At 58.1% G+C, this 17268-nt stretch carries 11 protein-coding genes and 1 pseudogene; 9 read left to right on the forward strand and 3 right to left on the reverse strand.

Features of this window, described 5'->3' with window-relative positions; genetic code table 11:
* Positions 1 to 446 precede the first annotated feature (446 nt).
* Positions 447 to 815: an H-NS histone family protein gene (locus I6F12_RS21705; protein ID WP_225144581.1), complete on the forward strand. Its 369-nt coding sequence runs from the start codon at positions 447 to 449 to the stop codon at positions 813 to 815.
* Positions 816 to 877: 62 nt separating this feature from the next.
* On the opposite strand, the gene I6F12_RS21710 is transcribed toward I6F12_RS21705, so the two are convergent.
* From I6F12_RS21710 to I6F12_RS21720, 3 genes are all read right to left on the reverse strand, one after another.
* Positions 878 to 2347 (reverse strand): exopolysaccharide biosynthesis polyprenyl glycosylphosphotransferase, encoded by a 1470-nt coding sequence (locus tag I6F12_RS21710; RefSeq protein WP_225144582.1) that lies wholly within the window; start codon positions 2345 to 2347, stop codon positions 878 to 880.
* Between the two features lie 149 nt (positions 2348 to 2496).
* The gene (locus I6F12_RS21715; protein ID WP_225157180.1) at positions 2497 to 4509 is read right to left on the reverse strand and encodes a hypothetical protein; all 2013 of its coding nucleotides are present in this window, start codon (positions 4507 to 4509) and stop codon (positions 2497 to 2499) included.
* Positions 4510 to 4587: 78 nt separating this feature from the next.
* Positions 4588 to 6924 (reverse strand): AAA family ATPase, encoded by a 2337-nt coding sequence (locus I6F12_RS21720; protein ID WP_225157199.1) that lies wholly within the window; start codon positions 6922 to 6924, stop codon positions 4588 to 4590.
* Positions 6925 to 7263: 339 nt separating this feature from the next.
* Between I6F12_RS21720 and rfbC the strand changes: the two genes are divergently transcribed.
* The 8 genes and pseudogenes from rfbC (at position 7264) to I6F12_RS21760 (ending at position 17039) form a co-directional block, all read left to right on the forward strand.
* Entirely contained in the window at positions 7264 to 7821 is a 558-nt protein-coding gene (gene rfbC, locus I6F12_RS21725) for a dTDP-4-dehydrorhamnose 3,5-epimerase (protein ID WP_225132538.1), read from the forward strand.
* Positions 7822 to 7835: 14 nt separating this feature from the next.
* Positions 7836 to 8894, forward strand: coding sequence for a dTDP-glucose 4,6-dehydratase (gene rfbB, locus I6F12_RS21730; RefSeq protein ID WP_225132537.1), 1059 nt, complete (start codon positions 7836 to 7838; stop codon positions 8892 to 8894).
* A gap of 7 nt (positions 8895 to 8901) precedes the next feature.
* Complete coding sequence (gene rfbD / locus I6F12_RS21735) at positions 8902 to 9891, forward strand: dTDP-4-dehydrorhamnose reductase (RefSeq protein WP_225132536.1); 990 nt, start codon at positions 8902 to 8904, stop codon at positions 9889 to 9891.
* A complete protein-coding gene (rfbA, locus tag I6F12_RS21740; RefSeq protein WP_225157181.1) occupies positions 9800 to 10687 on the forward strand; it encodes a glucose-1-phosphate thymidylyltransferase RfbA in 888 nt (295 codons plus the stop codon). Before rfbD ends, rfbA begins: the two co-directional genes overlap by 92 nt.
* 1127 nt (positions 10688 to 11814) lie before the next feature.
* Positions 11815 to 13087 (forward strand): annotated as a pseudogene (locus tag I6F12_RS21745) (DUF4082 domain-containing protein).
* 10 nt (positions 13088 to 13097) lie between these two features.
* On the forward strand, positions 13098 to 13418 hold the full coding sequence (locus tag I6F12_RS21750; RefSeq protein ID WP_225132534.1) for a hypothetical protein: 321 nt from the start codon (positions 13098 to 13100) through the stop codon (positions 13416 to 13418).
* Positions 13396 to 15615, forward strand: coding sequence for a peptidase domain-containing ABC transporter (locus tag I6F12_RS21755; RefSeq protein WP_225157182.1), 2220 nt, complete (start codon positions 13396 to 13398; stop codon positions 15613 to 15615). Before I6F12_RS21750 ends, I6F12_RS21755 begins: the two co-directional genes overlap by 23 nt.
* Positions 15612 to 17039, forward strand: coding sequence for an HlyD family type I secretion periplasmic adaptor subunit (locus I6F12_RS21760; RefSeq protein ID WP_225132532.1), 1428 nt, complete (start codon positions 15612 to 15614; stop codon positions 17037 to 17039). Before I6F12_RS21755 ends, I6F12_RS21760 begins: the two co-directional genes overlap by 4 nt.
* Positions 17040 to 17268: the final 229 nt, after the last annotated feature.

A 17268-nucleotide genomic window follows, 5' to 3' on the forward strand; every position in this document is an offset into this window, starting at 1 on the left:
GTTGTCCGATATCCGGGCCCTGAGCTTCCAAATCGAGCTCAGACGGCGCGCGCTGAAGGATATTGGGATTATTAGCTGCCGTTTGCGTCTCTGGAGAGGCCGCAAGGCGGTAGGCCAGCCGAGGCTTAACAAAAGCAGTCCGGCGCGTCAGCATCTAATGCTGCGGCGTGGCAGGTCCCTGACGGGATCGGCTCATTGCCATCTCTGATGGGGCTTGAGCAGTTCCCGCGCGGTGATTAAGCAAATAGATGTGCGTATGTCCTGTCCGCGGTTGAATTGTGCGGATCGCTCATTTTCTCGGCTTGATTATTAACGTGGACCCAGTTATCTGGAGCGCCAGTTCCAGTTCGGTTCCAAACATTCTTCTGGGATAATCGGGGCTCTCTGTCTTGATTAATATATCGACAGAGGCAATATTGGGTTGGGCGCAACTACACGGTGAGATCATGGCGGCTAAGAAACTTGAGTTAGAAGCGATGTCCCTTGACGATCTCTGGTCGCTTCATGAGGAAATCAGCGGGATCCTGTCTGACCGGATCAAGGCGGAAAAGAACGAGCTGGAAAAGCGCTTAGCGGCACTTGGGGGCGGGATGGCTGTTTTGGCGGATTCGAGCCCGGCAGGCGTGTCTTCGACCGGCAAGCCGAGACGCAAATATCCTAGGGTGCTGCCGAAATATCGGAATCCGCAGACGGCCGAGACCTGGTCGGGACGTGGTAAGCGGCCGCGCTGGTTGGTTGCCGCAATGAAGTCTGGCCGGAGAATTGAAGAGTTTCGCATTGGCGAAGCAAGTCCGAAGCTTCGCCAGCGTGCGTGACTAATCGGCAATTGGCAGGAGTGTAAGGGCCAATAAGAGGCGCTACTCGCATGATCTGTGCTCTAGTAGGCATTGCGCCCTCGCAAGACCTCTACCGGAGTTCGCAGGAGGATTGCGAGATCCAACCCAAGACTCCAGTTGTCGATGTACCAGAGATCATATTGGACACGTGTTTCGACCATGACTGCTGTGGGAGTGGCGCCCCGGCAGCCATGGACTTGAGCCCAGCCAGTCAATCCTGGCCTGACCCGGTGCCGAAGCGCGTAGTTTCGCACAAGCTTGTCAAATTCACTGTCGTGAGCCACGGCGTGAGGACGCGGGCCCACGAGCGACATGCTGCCATCGAGAACGTTTAGCAGTTGCGGCAATTCATCGAAGCTCAAGCGGCGCAGCCATTTGCCGACGCGGGTAACGCGTCGATCGGCGCGGTTGGCCTGAAGGATTACGGGCCCGTCCTCGAGCACACGCATGGTCCGGAATTTACGGATCAAGAAGATTCGGCCGTTAAAGCCACAGCGTTGCTGCCGAAAGAATACAGGGCCCGGGGAATCTAGCTTGATCGCCACCGCGGTGAGCGCAAGCAGCGGGGCGAGCATCGCCAATGCGAGGCCCGCACCGATAACGTCAATCGTCCGCTTGATCGCGCACTCCAGCGGTGTGAGGGGGCCACGCTGGAGCTCTACACAAACGGCGCTTCCAAGACTCCGCTTGGGGTGCCGCAGCAATTCGGATGTCGTGCCAACAGGCACGAATATAATCGGGAAGGGCAAAACGCGCAGATCGGCAACAAAGGCTCGCAGTTCGGGCCATCGCTCCGGTTCAGCTTCCACCACCACCTGATCAAGATGGCAGGTGCGGATGTAGTCGATGACGCGCGTCGTGAGCCGCCTTCGGCAGGCAGGACCAAAGCCTAACGGAGGCAAGCTGAACCGTTTCTTGACGAGATACCCGTGCATCGACAAGGTCTCGGACAATCCCACATTCTTCGCCAATAGTTGATCGCTGATCAGAACAATGTTTGTAGTGGCGAACCTCCTGCCGCTCAGGGCCCTTCCGAGAAGCGCCTTGACTCCCCACCGTTCGCCCAAAAGTAAGCTCAGGCCCAAGACGGCGAAGAGCAGGCCTGGGTGCTGAGAGGTCTCCGGGCGAATTGCGAAGCCGTACACCGCCAAGATGAAAAGTACTGAAGACATCCAAGCTAAACAGACCGCGCGCATCTGGTTTCGGAGGACGAGGAGCTCAACCGGCTGATAAAGGCCGTAGGTCTTCAGCAGGCAAACGAGACAAGCTGCGCTAACCAGCGCCAAGCCAAGGGCGTTGGCCAAGTTAGCCGCGGCTTCCCCATACTGAGCTTGGTAAAGCAATGTAGAGACGAGACTGGCCAACAGAATAGTCGCAACATCAGCACCGAGCACCACGTGCTCGACCGCGTCATAACGGAGGGGCCATTTGGGCTCGCGGGATACCGTCGGTTCGGGACTGAGGCGATCCGTAACCTCCCGATTGGGGAAATATCGGTTCACGAAATTCATGTGCCGGGGGCTCTGCGATTTAATATTTAATTATTTATTAATTAATCGCGCTTATCAAGCAAAAACCCATGTTCCGCGCATTTAATGGCGTGCGCCCCTTTGTCGCCGATCTGCGATCGTGGCTTGGGCTGAAGGCGCGGCTCTTGAGGTTATCGAGAACCCCTTTTGGAACTCTGCGCGTGCACCTGGTCGAGGAACGTCGGATCGAGTTCCGAAATCAGGCCTTCGAAATACATCTTACCATCAGCCGAGGCTGACCGGTACGCGGTCACAAGGGCTGGCTTGAGGGCAGGGCGATGCCTAACGACGAGGCTGACGTCCCGTTTGATCAATTCCCGCAGGTCGGGCTCCCGCACCATGACATCTGCGGCGAGTGCGACCGATACGCGCAACGGAAGCAGGTCCAAATCATTCGGCGCAGTATAGTATGACATTCTGAGCATCGCTGCCGTGTTGGGCTGGGGCGAACTGTGCTTCGACGTCGCCGCGAGCAAGAGCCAAATGTCGCCGCGGAGTGGCGAAGAGCGCAATGCACGGGCAAACTCGTCCGAAGTCATGGGAGGAGCTGTCCTTTGTTCGTCGGCAGCCAGAGCTGAATCCCGGTTGAATGTTGATCCCCCTCGGATCAATAAATCTTTGCGCGCTGCCGCAAGGGAAATCGTCTTCGACATCGCGCTCGGCCCTGCTGCTGCAGTCGGCAGAACTGCCGGCAAAGACGATCTTGCACCGAGATACCGCTCAGGAAGGGCCATCCACGCTGCCTCCACGATCAGCACAATACCAAGTACCATCAGGCTAACGCGGGGCCAAATGGCGACTAGCGTTGGGGTCAACGTTCGGCGAGGCGCAGGTGCTTGAACTGCAATTTGGTCAGACGTCGCTTTCGGCTCAGAAGATATGGCGTCACGTCCCGCGTCGGAGAGGCTTTGACCGAACGCCAGCCCAAAAAGCGCAGCGACCAGAAGCGATGCTCCTAAACTCAGAATTCCATGATCGGAGAACGCCAGTATCGTCACTGCAATCAATGCACCGGCGCCCAGCGCTGGGAAGACGTAATCGTAAGCACGCGACAGAGCACATCTGATCAGCACAGAAGCGCAGAGCAAGGCAGCAACCACGACCGCGCAGAGAAAAGCCCACCCCATGTCTATGACGATCGTGGCGGCGGCGGTTGGCCTTTCCGGCGTATCGCCAACTCCAGCGTCCTGGTAAATCGGCAAAAGTACCGTCGAAGCACCCGCACCGGATCCTGCCGGCGCGACGTCCTGCAGCATCCGTTCTGTTGCGGCCTGACTGCTCGTTGACAGGACGATCGTCAGATCGGTGTTCGTTCTGAAGGGAATGACCGTAGCCGTGGCAATGAAGACAATTGTGGCAGTCGCAAGGACGCCAGCGGTACCCCACAATCCCGGGAACCACCTGCGAACCGCGAACACCGAGAGCAAGATTTCTGAGCCGAGGAGGGCCGAGACGAGTGCAGTCGAGTTGCCCCGAATGAGCAGCGCCGCCATACAGACAATCAATGCGATGGTCGCGACGGACAACGCAGGGAGAGGGCCTAGCGCAATTGTTCCTGGCCGACTGCGTCGGAGTATTTGATCGACCGCACGAATGGCCGTTGCGCAGGAGAGCAACATACCGAGCACCGCGACGGTTGAGCCATCGGGCCCAGCCACACCGGTTATTTCCCTGCCGAACCACAAGGCGGTAACGATTGCAGCTATCGACAGCAGAATATGTAGCAGTAGCGCTGCGCGATGTCGGTCAAGCGCGATGACTGCTGCAGTGAGAGCTGCAGCAAGCACGGCGCAATACTGCACGAGCGAGAACATGGTCGCCGTGGTGTCGACTGTGATTTTTTCGGCAAGGGGCTCGTTTAAGGTCGCCGATGCAGTAGCCCAAATGGGATTGCCGAGTTTGCCAATCGGCATCGGCACCGCTTGCAAAGCCATCCAGAGCGCCGGAGCCGCGAGTACAACGACGAGACTAGGGCGGAGCAGTTTAGCAAGCCCGAGGGAGGAGGGAGGTAGAAAGATCGCGACCGTTAGCGCCGCTGTTGCGAGTATCACAGATATCAATACCCAGGCCTGCAGGCTTTCTGGCATTGCAAACGCCGCGGCAATCGCCACCAACTCGGCCAATATGACAAGCCGGACCATCATGTGAACACCCGTGGTGTTGTGCGGTCACTCCGCTGGTCCCTCAGGCCAGCTAAAGGGGCAGGCCGCTATGAGCCAGCCTCAAGAGCCAGAAAGACCATAACGGATGTAATGGCTATCATGGTAATAGTAGCTTCGATGACCGTCATATCGAGCCATCGCCTTGGTATCGGTCTTGCTGAGAACTGCCCCAATCAGAGATTCGTGAACGTTTGGTGCCGTGTGCAGTGCGTGTTGCACGACATCAATCTTGGTCCGGCCCCATTCAACAACGAGAATGTAGCAGTCAATCAGGGATGAAGTGGCTCGAACATCCACCAAGGGCGTCAGGGGCGGAAGGTCGACGATGATGTAGTCATACTCGGCCCGTAAACGGTCGAAGAGTTTGCTTATCGAGTCCGCGCAAAGAATTTCGCTGGTGTGGAGCAAAGGTCCGCGACGCACGGCGGGCAGAAATGCAAGATTGGTCGTCGGGTCCCTCCAGACAGCTTCGGCGAGCGACCGGCTACCGTTTGCAACTTCGATGATCCCGCAGGCCGCCTTGGGCGCGAAGATGCCGGTTAGTGAGGGATTCCTGAGGTCGCAATCGACGATGATAGCTCTTTTGCCGGTGTGCCCGATCAACTGTGCGAGCGAGGCTGCAATCGTGGTCTTGCCCTCATTCGGTAACGCAGAGGTAATGCCGACGACCTGGGAAGAGATTTTCGCCGGGTTGTGGTCGATCGCTAGCTTGATGGAACGAATGGCCTCCGTATATCGAGATAGTGGCATCCCCACCACGGTCTGATGAATTGCAGTTGGAGACGAGGCTATCCGTTGCTGAACATCATCATCGGTCTTCTGAAGGCGGATTGGTGGTTTGGAAGATTTGCGGGCCGGCAACAACGGGACCAAAGATAGACAAGGCAACTCCAGTACGGTTTCCACCTGTGAAGAGGTCCGAAAGACACGGTCCATGAGGTCTCTGAGGAGCGCCAAGCCGATGCCCAGCGCGAGACCGCCGAGAATGCCAAACGCCAGGATCAACCTTGCTTTCGGCTTGCTCTTGCTCGCCGGCGGCGAAGCCGGAAAAAGTACCCGCGTATCCGAGGTGGGAAACGTCTCCTGCTGTGTAGAGCCCATGTAGCGCTGAAGGAAGGTCTCGTACAAGCTATGCAGGCCCTTTGCCTTGCTTTCCAAGTCCTTGATGGTCAGCTCAGCAGAATTCACCGAACGGGATTGCGAAACGGCTTTGGATAATTGCTTTTCGATTTCGTCCTGGCGCTGTTTGGCCAGTTCGAATTCGCTTCGGCTGACCTCGGCAAGTCTCTTGACCTCGTCAAAAATGGAGGCCCGGAACTCTCGCGCGCGGTTCCGGATATTGACGACTGCCAAGTGGTCACGACCGACCCTCGCGGCCAACTCGGCCTCACGTCTTGTGAGCTCCAGATATTGCTGGCGCAGCCCGGTAATAATCTGGCTGTTCAGCGCATCCGTCCCGATAGCATCCAGATTGTCTATCGAGGATGGTTTTTTCGGGTCGACGGCAAGGAGAGTTTCATAGCGAGCCAACTTGGCGGTGGCTTCAGATGTCTGAGCCCGTGCGGCGGCCAATCGATTGTTGATCTCCGTGATCTGCTGCTCGTCGATGGGCTTTCCACCCAGAGAAACAATGTTGTGCTGAGCCTTGTAGACGTCGACAGCACGTTGCGCGGCGAGGGCTTGGTCGCCCAAATCACGTAGCCTCTCCTGCAGCCAACTGGTTGCCTTGCGATTAGCGTCAAATTTTGCATTGAGCTGGTCTGCAACATAAGTGTCGGCTATCGCATTTACGATCTCCGCGGCCCGAGCTGCGTTGCTCGAGCTGTAGCTGATCTCAATGACCCGGCTGTACCCGACACGTCCAGCGGAAAGCCGACTGAGAAATGCGTCTACGAGAGTGTCCGATGGTTCGCCATTCGTCTCGGGTGGCGCATCCTTCTTCGATCTAGTCGAGGGCCATGGCCAAATTCGTTGCCAGAGCGCCTGCAAAGAGAGGCCGGATGCACTAAAGTCCGGATCCTCGCCCAGTTTCAACTTGTCAATTACTGCAACCGCATTGGCCTTTGATCTCAGGAGCTGAAGCTGTGTCTCGATTTGACTGAGATCGAAGGCCGGCTCGGCGAGGAGTGATTGCTGCTGGACAAATTGAGGCCTGGGATTGGCCAACAGGATCTGAACCTGCGCCGTATAGGTTGGGGAAGCCAAACGGAGATAGAGCAAGCTGGCCGCAGTGGCGAGTACGGCGGTAACAAGGATTACGAGATACTGACGCCGTAGAAGCCCGATGCCGAAATTGATGACGTCGGTGATCCCTCCACCGTCCGCCTGGGCGGGTTGAGCCGGTCCGTTCACCGGCAGCCGCATTCTATCCGCATGTTGAAGATTGTTCTGAAGCATCACGTACCTGTCCGACGATTGGTCACATTGCGCCCGCCCGCCCGCAGGCGGCATTTAAAGCGATCTGCGAGATGGTATGAAATTATATACCTTATAAAAACCTGCTTGCCAAATTAAATAGACAATATATTAATCGAAGCGGAGATGAAAAATGCAGGTGTGGCGGTTTTGCTCAAAGGGCGTTTGCTAATGCCCTGCGATTTCCGTGACTTGCAGGCTGATCTAACGGCTTTCGCCGAAATCGTGGGACCGTTTCGTGGTTTTGTGAGCGTGAAAGATTAATCTCGACGGAGATTATGGTCCGCCTCATCGAATTGAGAGCGGACAGAAGGGTACCCAATGTTGGAGCTGCGGTCCTTGGCGATCCCTGATGTCAAAATCATTCGCACAGATCGGTTTTCCGACGCCCGCGGTTACTTCTCTGAGACCTTCCAGCGATCAGCGTTTGCAGAGAAGGGAATTCTCCATGACTTTGTTCAAGACAATCAGTCCAGCTCGGATCGGATCGGCACGGTGCGCGGCCTGCACTTCCAGCGGCCGCCCTTCGCCCAGGCGAAGTTGATACGGGTGTTGAGCGGGGCGATTCTTGATATTGCAGTTGACCTCCGGCGTTCATCGCCCAGCTTCGGCAAGCACATCGCGATACAGCTGGATAGTGAAACCGGCGAGCAGGTGTTCATCCCGAAGGGGTTCGCGCACGGCTTCTGTACGCTGCAGCCCAAAACCGTCGTCTTATACAAAGTCGACCAGGTCTATGCCCCAAGTCATGACGGCGGCGTTTACTGGGCTGATTCAACATTAGCAATCGAGTGGCCCGTGACGCCCTCAGAAGCCCACGTGTCGCCAAAGGATCAGACTCTTCCTACGCTCAGCCAGCTCGGTTGCGTTTTCGACTAGTGGAGACGAGTAGAATGCGTATCTTGGTGACCGGCGGAGCGGGCTTTATCGGTTCTGCGGTCTGTCGCCGTTTGGTGCTACAGACTGGTGCCGCAGTGATCAACATAGACAAGTTGACGTATGCAGCCAATCTGGCTTCGCTCGCGAGCATCGAGAGGCTGGAGACTTATGCGTTCCTGCAATCCGACATCTGCCATCGCGCGGCCATGGATCTTGCGTTCGCCGACTATGAGCCTGACGCGATCATACATCTGGCCGCCGAAAGCCACGTCGACCGCTCCATCAACGGACCTGACGCCTTCGTCAATACCAATGTGGTTGGCACCTACACGCTCTTGGAGACGGCCCGAGCCTACTACGAACGTCTACCGGCTTCGAGGCGGAAGCACTTCCGATTCATCCATGTGTCGACAGACGAAGTCTACGGCTCGTTGGGACCAGATGATCTATTTCGCGAGGATGCGCCCTACAGGCCGAGCTCGCCCTATTCGGCGAGCAAGGCCGCCGCGGACCACCTCGCACTCGCGTGGTTTCGGACCTACGGCCTGCCGGTGATCGTGTCGAACTGCTCGAACAATTACGGGCCCTATCAGTTTCCGGAAAAGCTCATCCCGCTGACGATTCTCAATGCGATCGACCGGAAGCCTCTGCCGGTCTATGGCGACGGAAGGAATATCCGCGACTGGCTTCACGTCGATGATCATGCTGCGGGCTTGATACGACTTTTGCACGAAGGAAGGCCCGGCGAGAAGTACAATTTCGGCGGAGATGCCCAGCGATCCAACCTGGAGGTCGTCACCCGGATCTGCGACGTTGTGGATCGCTTATCTCCGGGCGCGGGGTGCAGACGTTCTCTCATTACGTTCGTGCCGGATCGTCCCGGGCATGATGCCCGCTATGCAATAGACGCATCGAAAGCACATCGCGAGCTCGGCTGGAAACCGATCAGAACCTTCGAACACGGCCTGTTCGAAACCGTCGGATGGTATCTCAAGAACCGCGCCTGGTGGGAGCGTGCTCGCAGCGGCGTTTATGACGGCTCGCGTCTGGGTCTCCTGGCCGCCCAAAACTGAGGTGGAGATGACAGATCGACCAATCCTCTTTGCCGGACGGAATGGTCAGCTGGCAATGTGCCTTCGTGATCTTGCCACAACGCGCGGTTTGCCTGCGGTAGCTCTCGGGCGCCCAGAACTCGATTTAGAGAATCGGGAAGGTATCGACAAGCTCATTGCGTCGATCGGGCCGTCTGCGATCATCAACACGGCCGCCTATACGGCGGTAGATCAGGCCGAATCTGAAGCGGCGAGGGCCTTCAGCATCAATCGCGATGGCGCGGCCGCGCTGGCGGATGTCGCGTGGCAAATGAACATTCCGCTCATCCATATCTCGACCGACTATGTATTCGACGGTGCTAAACCCGATGCGTACGATGAAAGCGACATTCCAGCGCCGTTGAACGTCTACGGCGCATCCAAGCTTGCCGGGGAGGCTGCTGTATTGGCAGCGCACCCGCTCGCGACCGTGATCAGATGCTCCTGGCTGTACAGTCCCTATGGCAGCAACTTCGTCCGAACGATGCTGCGGCTATGCGAGACGCAGCAGGTCGTGAGGGTTGTCAGCGACCAACATGGTAACCCGACTTACGCGTTCGACCTCGCGGAAGCCGTCCTCCGGATCGCACAACAGTCAGCAACGGAAGACCGCAGGGCCACGGCCGGGATCTTTCATCTCGGCGGCCAAGGCGAGGCAAGCTGGCACGATTTTGCGCAGGCAATCTTCCACGAGTGTTCCCGTCGTGGAGCGCGGATTCGGGCGCTCGAGGCGATCACGACTGAGGAGTTTCCGACCGCTGCGCGTCGGCCTCGGAACTCGCGCCTGGACTCATCCAAGGCCGAACGCGTGTTCGGGATTCGCCTGGCGCCTTGGCGCCATTCACTCCAAGCTTGTCTGGACCAGCTGGTCGGAGAAGGAGAAACCGATGCTGAAGGGAATCGTGCTGGCTGGCGGCAGCGGAACGCGCCTCTATCCGATCACACGAGTGGTCAGCAAGCAGTTGCTTCCGATCTATGACAAGCCCATGATCTACTATCCCCTGTCGACGATGATGCTGGCAGGGATCCGCGAAATTCTGATCATCACCACGCCTTCGGATCGGTGTCAGTTCGAGGGATTGCTAGGCGACGGCAGTCAATGGGGGATCAAGCTTAGCTATGCTGAACAAACCCGCCCCGCTGGTCTGGCAGACGCGTTCATTGTCGGAGCCGATTTCATCGGAAGCGATCGCGTAGCGATGGTGCTTGGGGATAATATTTTCTTCGGCGATGGCCTGAGCGAGTTGCTTGCCAGGGCGGCAGGTCGCTCGGAAGGCGCAACCGTCTTTGCCTATCACGTGCGAGACCCAGAACGATACGGCGTGGTCGCGTTTGATGAAGCGGACCGCCCCGTATCGATCGAAGAGAAACCCAAACGGCCGGCTTCGAACTGGGCAATCACGGGGCTGTATTTTTTCGACAACCGCGTCGTCCGCTACGCTCGCCGTGTCGAGCCATCGGCGCGCGGCGAGCTCGAGATTACCGATCTTCAGATGCGTTACCTTTCGGCCAATGCGCTCCACGTTGAACGCATGGGGCGGGGATTTGCGTGGTTGGATACCGGCACGGTCGAATCTCTCATCGACGCGGGGACGTTCGTCCAGACCCTGGAGAAGCGCCAGGGAATGAAGATTGCGTGCCTCGAGGAGATCGCGTTCAGACTTGGCTTCATTGATCGCGATCAACTCCTAGCGTTGGCTCAACCATTGGAGAAGAGCGGCTACGGCAAATATCTGAGCGAAATCACGCGACTGCCGCAGTTTGCCTCGCGTTAGCACCACTCGGCCGATATCGAGGCCGGCTTAAATTATATGCATTGAATTGACCGTAGTTTAAAATGCGATTAAAATATTAAGAGGCGATTATTCATTTAATCGGTATGCTCATGCTGATTCAAAAGGCGACCGCCTTCGGCCGGGGAACTCGGCACGTTTTTTGGGAGCAGGATATTCCAGCCCTTTGGCAGGAATCGGCGTTCGCGAGCGCTTTCGCGGGTTTCGACGCACTTGGCCTCTGGGCTCCGCGGGTTGTTGATCGATCAGTAAGCGGATCATTCGCTCCAGGGAGTGACGCCGCGTTCCTCAAACAGGCGCATCGGACCGACTCGGCGGGCTTGCGCGGCGTTATGCCCGCTCTCTTCGCTGCACCTTCCAGGTCGCGATTGCCTGCGCTGCTATCTTCGACGTCTTTGACGAGCGGTCATAATGGCCTGGCGCCAACGTTCTCATCTGTGGCGGGCGAAGCAGCGCAGAAATCACAATCGGCTTCCACTCCCGGCGCCACTCACTGGGTCCATCCGACTGACGGCGCCTGGAATGTCGCAGCGAACTGGAGCGCCGGGCTCCCAGGCGCCATCGACGCTGCCTTCCTCGATGCGGCAGGAACGTATGTTGTCACGAGCTCGGCCGGTGTTGATATTGGGAGTCTGATCCTCGATGCAGGTGCGACGCTTTCGTTGAATGCCGGCTCGCCGTTTATCGTCGAAGGCGATGTGCTGAACAATGGGACAGTCGAGGTTGGAGCGTTCCTCGGCAATCGCATTCCGACCGGGGAGTTCAGGGGTGACGTCAGCGGCACTGGATCTTTCGAGATTGCAGACAAGGCGATCCTGGAGATCGGAGGTTCGGTTTCCGGCCAGTTCTTGAATGGATCGTTCTCCGGCATAACGGTGTCGTTCGAAACGGAAACTGGCACGCTTGTCCTCGATCAGTCGGCCAACTTCCACGGCTTGATCGCCGGTTCGTCGCCGGGAGCGCCGCTTGCGCCAGGCAACCTCATCGACTTGAAGGATCTCCCGTTTACATCGTCGATGTCGGCGACCGTCCACTACGACAATAGCTCGAATATCAGCACGGTCGATTTCAGCAACGGTGCGGCCAATGTCTCCTTGCTGTTCTCGGGGATGGACTTGAATTGGAAGTTTGAAAGCGATGGGCAGGGAGGCACCATTGTTTCCGATCCGCCCACGAATCCCATTGTACTGGAAAACCAGAAGCCAGGTACGCCGAAGAGTGTCTGGCAGATTCAGCCGGGTGAGAATTCAACTCTGACCGAAGGGTTTGCGACAGCAATCAGCACTAATGTCGGGGGAACGAGCAGTACCGGCACGCTGCTGGCGAGCGCGACGTTCACCAACGAGGGCAGCAGTGGCTGGCAGACCGTCACATTCAACAATCCCGTGTCCATCTCGGCTGGCACGACCTACGTGGCGAGCTTTCACAGCAATGGCCATTATGCGTCCACCACCAACTACTTTACCACCGCGCGCACCAGCGGTCCGCTCACGGCTCCTGCGAGCATCAACGGCGTCTACACCTACGGCACCGGCAATCTGTTCCCGACCAGCACGTACAACGCCAGCAATTACTGGGTCGACGTCGTCTCCAACGGAACCAGCGGCAGCAACCAGCAACCGGTGGCTACGGCTGACAACGGCTTCCACGCCACTCAAGGCGTCCCTTTTACTATCGACGGGGCGGCGCAGCTTGCCAACGATACCGATCCGAACGGAGACGCTCTGACGATCACTGGCGTGAGCGGTGCCGCCAATGGGACCGCCAGCTTCAACGCCCAGAACAATTCGGTAACGTTTACGTCAGCGAGCGGCTTTACCGGGCCGACTTCTTTCGACTACTCCATCTCAGACGGCCGGGGCGGCACTGCAAGCGCCTCCGTCAACGTGACGGTGCATGCCCCATCGTCCAACGTCGTTAGCCTGTTCAGCTCCAATCCCACGCCGAGTGTTGTATCGGCCAACGATGGCCAGGCGATCGAGGTTGGAATGAAATTCCAGGCCTCCGCCCCAGGTGATATCATCGGGCTACGTTTCTACAAGGGACCGTCCAACACGGGTACGCACGTTGCCGCTTCTGGCGACGGCCACGTTCACCAACGAAACGGCGAGTGGTTGGCAGCAGGTCAACTTCAGCACTCCGGTGACGATCGCGGCGGGGACCACGTATATTGCGTCTTACCACAGTGCGGGAGGCTATTCTGCGGATCCAAACCTCTTCGCCAGCTCCCTCACGAATGGACCGCTAACGGCTCCGTCGTCGTCGTCGAGCGGCGGCAACGGCGTTTACGCGTACGGGACCGACAGTTTGTTCCCCACGAGCAGTTTCAACGCGACGAGTTACGCCGTGGACGTTCTATTCAGACCTCAGCTAACAGCATAGGAGACGTAAGATGCACGCCGAACTTTATACCGATGGTATCGAAGAAATTACCGTCAGCGGAACCATCGTCCGCGTCGATCTGGTCAGTCTTTCACCGACAGAGCGTGACGCCAACAACGCCCCGAAGCGCGTATTTTCTCAGCGTCTGATCTTTTCGGTCGAATCTTTCGCCAACTCGGTCGACGTGATGCAGAAGGCGCTTCAGGGCCTGGTTGATGCGGGCGTGGTCCGGCGGAACCAGCCGGCTCAATCGCACAACGGTGCGTCGGGAGTACGTGATGCGCTGCCGCCCAACACACGGTCTCTGAATGTCTCCTCGAATTTCCGCTGACGTCGATGCCGCTGGCGGCGCGAACGACCGGGTTGCGGACGCGCCCGCGCCCGGATTGTCGACCCAGACGGCATTGGAATGCCTGTCCAAGGTTTCCAGTCACCATGGCATAGATCTGCCGGTCGAACGCTTGAAGCATGCGTATGCGGTAGCCGACCCGCTCTCGTTGAATCTCCTGCTGCGCATGGCGAAGGATGCAGGCCTGCGCGCGAAGAGCACGAAGCTGGATTGGGGCGCGTTGATTCGTCTTGGAGAGGCCTATCCGGCGCTGGCGAGGCTCGCCAATGGCAACTGGATCGCTGTCCTTGGCGCGGGACGGCGAACTGATGGCACCGAGGTCGTCAGCATCTTCGACCCGCTCGCCGATCGCAAGCACGAGGTCTTGGTTGTCGAGCGCGATCGATTCTGTGCGCAGTGGCCCGGTGACACGATCCTGATCAAGCGCGAGCAGTTGACACAGGATGGTCGAGGGAGTTTCGGCCTCCGGTGGTTTGTGCCGGAACTGCTTCTTCAATGGCGGCTGTTCAGGGATGTCGCCATTGCCGCCATCCTGCTCTATGCGTTGGGCCTCGTCATCCCGATATTTTTCCAGCTCGTCATCGACAAGGTTTTGGTTCACGAAAGCTTCACCACTCTGTACGTACTCTCGACAGGAGCGGCCGTAGCGCTTGTCTTTGACGCGATATTCGGCTTTCTGCGGCGCTACTTGTTGCTATATGCGACCAATAGGGTCGACATTCGCGTCGCTACGAAGACGTTCGGTCATCTCCTCGGGCTACCGGTCACGTTTTTCGAACACATGGCCGCCGGGGTCCTGGTCAGGCACATGCAGCAGGCGGCGAGGATCCGTGAGTTTCTGACCGGGCGCTTGTTTCTGACGACCCTCGATGCGCTTTCGCTATTCGTCTTCCTGCCGGTCCTTGCGCTTTATAGCGTCAAATTGACTTTGATGGTCCTGGCCTTCACCGCCGCGAGCGGCGCCGTCGTCGGCCTGCTCATGGGTCCATTTCGACGACGACTGTATGATCTATATCAAGCAGAAGGTGCGCGGCAGGCTCTCCTCGTCGAAACAGTTCACGGCATGCGCACCGTGAAATCGCTGGGGATGGAGCCAGCGCAGAGCAGGGTTTGGGATAGCCGCTGCGCGCAGTCCGTGACCATGCGATTCGGTGTCGAGAAGATCTCCGCAGGCGCCCAGGCGCTTACCGGATTTCTCGAGAAGATCATGACGCTCGGAATCATCTCCGTCGGGGCACTCGATGTCTTCGCCGGCGAAATGACAATCGGCGCGTTGGTCGCCTTCAATATGCTGGCCGGCAGGGTCTCCGGACCGCTGGTCCAGCTCGTGACCATGGTGCACGAATACCAGGAGGTGGCTCTTGCCGTGAAAATGCTCGGCGAGGTGATGAATCAGAGGCCTGAGCGCGACGGTCGGAAAGATGGGCTGCGGCCCGACCTTGCCGGCAAAATCGAGTTCGAAAGTGTCTCTTTTCGCTACGGATCCGAGGGATCGCCGGCGCTTGATGATGTCTCCTTCACCGTCGAGCCAGGATCGATCTTCGGAATCGTGGGACGGAGCGGCTCAGGCAAGACGACTCTCACCAGGCTGATTTCGGGCATGTATCCGGTGCAGCAGGGGCTGCTGCGCATCGACGGATATGACTCCAGGGAGCTCGACCTCGCGCATCTGCGCCGAAACCTTGGGATCGTCCTGCAAGACAATTTCCTGTTTCGCGGGACGATTCGCGACAATATCGCCTGCGTGAAGCGTGATGCCACCTTTGCCGAGGTTGTCGCTGCAGCGCAGCTCGCAGGCGCCGACGAGTTCATCGAACGGTTGCCGCGTGGCTTCGACACCATGCTTGAGGAGGATGCCTCGAACCTGTCCGGCGGGCAGAAGCAGCGGCTCGCGATTGCGAGAGCTCTGATCGTCAATCCAAGGATCTTGATTTTCGATGAAGCGACGAGTGCCCTCGATGCCGAAAGCGAAATGATCATCAGGCGCAATCTCCGCCGTCTGGCGGCAGGACGTACCGTTATCGTCGTCTCGCATCGGTTGTCTATGCTGACCGAAGCAAGCCAGATCCTGGTGATGGACCGCGGCCGGATCGTCGATATGGATCGCCACGATCACCTCCTATCGAAATGCACTATCTACAGGCATTTGTGGAATCAACAGATGAAGCAGATTGCATGAGGGAGACAGGTCCATCACGCGCGGATGTGAAGCCGAACGGTCTCGTTCCGGCCAGATCTGTCGAGCGCCGCCGCAGGCTATTCAGGCAAGGGCCGAGGCGAGCGCCGATCATCGCCGAATTCCAGTCCGATGCGACCGAACTCGAGCAGCAAGCGCCACCGCGGCTCGCGCGCTTCACCCTTTACGGCGTACTTGCACTAATTGCTTTCGTGGTCATCTGGGCTTCCGTTTCGCAGGTGGAGATGATCGTCACGGCGCAGGGAAAACTTACCACGACGCGTCCCAACCTGGTCGTGCAGCCGTTGGAAACGTCGGTCATACGCGAGATCCACGTCAAGGCCGGTGATCGCGTCAACCGCGGCGACGTTCTGGCGACGCTCGATCCGACGTTTTCGCAGGCGGATTTCGACCAACTGCGCGGCAGAGTGGCTGGATTCGATGCGTCGATCGATCGTCTGAGCGCTGAATTGAACGGAATCGAGTATGCCATCAAAGAGCTGACGAACGCGGATCAGATCCTGCAAGGCAAGTTGTTCTTGCAGAAGAGAGCCGCCTACGAGGCGCAGATCCAGAACTACGACGCACAGATCGCTTCCGCGCAAGCCAATCTCAAGACAGCACAGAATGAAGAGGCGGTTCTCCTTCAGCGGCTCGACACAATGCGTTCGATTGAGGCGATGCGAACCACGCTGATGGATAAAGAGGTCGGCTCGAGGCTGAACTTCCTACTGTCTCGCGATGCTCGGCTCGAGGTCGAAAGCAATCTGGCGCGTGTCCGCGGCAGTATCGCCGATAGTACCCATCGGCTGGAGAAGGCCCGCGCCGACCGAAAAGTATTCGCCGAGGAGTTGCGTCGCACCACTTATCAGGAACTGGTGGAGACGCTGCCGAAGCGCAATAGCGCAGCAGAGGAATTGAAGAAGGCCGAGCTTCGTCGACAGTTGATCATCCTGCAGGCGCCGGCAGATGCCGTAGTGCTGGATATCGCGAACCGGACAGTCGGCTCGGTGGTTCGCGAGGCCGAAACGTTGTTTGTTCTGGTTCCGCGCGACGTGCCGCTTCAGGCGGAGGTCAACGTCGAGGGGCGGGATATCGGTCAGGTGGCGCTCGGACAGTCGGTTCGGATCAAGTTCGAAGCGTTTCCCTTCCAGAAGTATGGAACTGCAACGGGAGAAGTCCGCGTCATCAGTCAGGATACGTTCTCCCCGGATACGAAGGCCGAAGGTGCGCGCCGCGCGCCAGCTCCTTATTACCGCGTACTGGTCGACTTGTCGGACACGCACCTTCGGCTGCCGGCTGAACGCATTCAACTGATTCCGGGTATGGCGGTGACGGCCGAACTGAAAGTCGGCAAGCGCACCGTGATCTCCTACTTCCTCTATCCATTGCTACGCGGACTGGATGAAAGCATCCGGGAGTACTAGGTAATTCAGCGTAGATGCCGGTTCAGGTAGATCAGTCCTCATCCGGAGAGGGCGCGCGCTCGCGAGAGTCGAGCTACGCCCTTTGAGGCTTGGTGCTGCAGCCCGAACATGGCCGCCGGGCGCACACCCATCGTCTGGATGGATGTTTCCCGACCAATAAAATCCCTCGCAGGATGCGTGATCTCCGAACGCTCAATGTGTTGCTTGTCTGTCCACCTGCCGCCTGAGA

The sequence above is a fragment of the Bradyrhizobium sp. IC4059 genome (assembly GCF_020193615.1).
GTDB lineage: Bacteria > Pseudomonadota > Alphaproteobacteria > Rhizobiales > Xanthobacteraceae > Bradyrhizobium > Bradyrhizobium yuanmingense.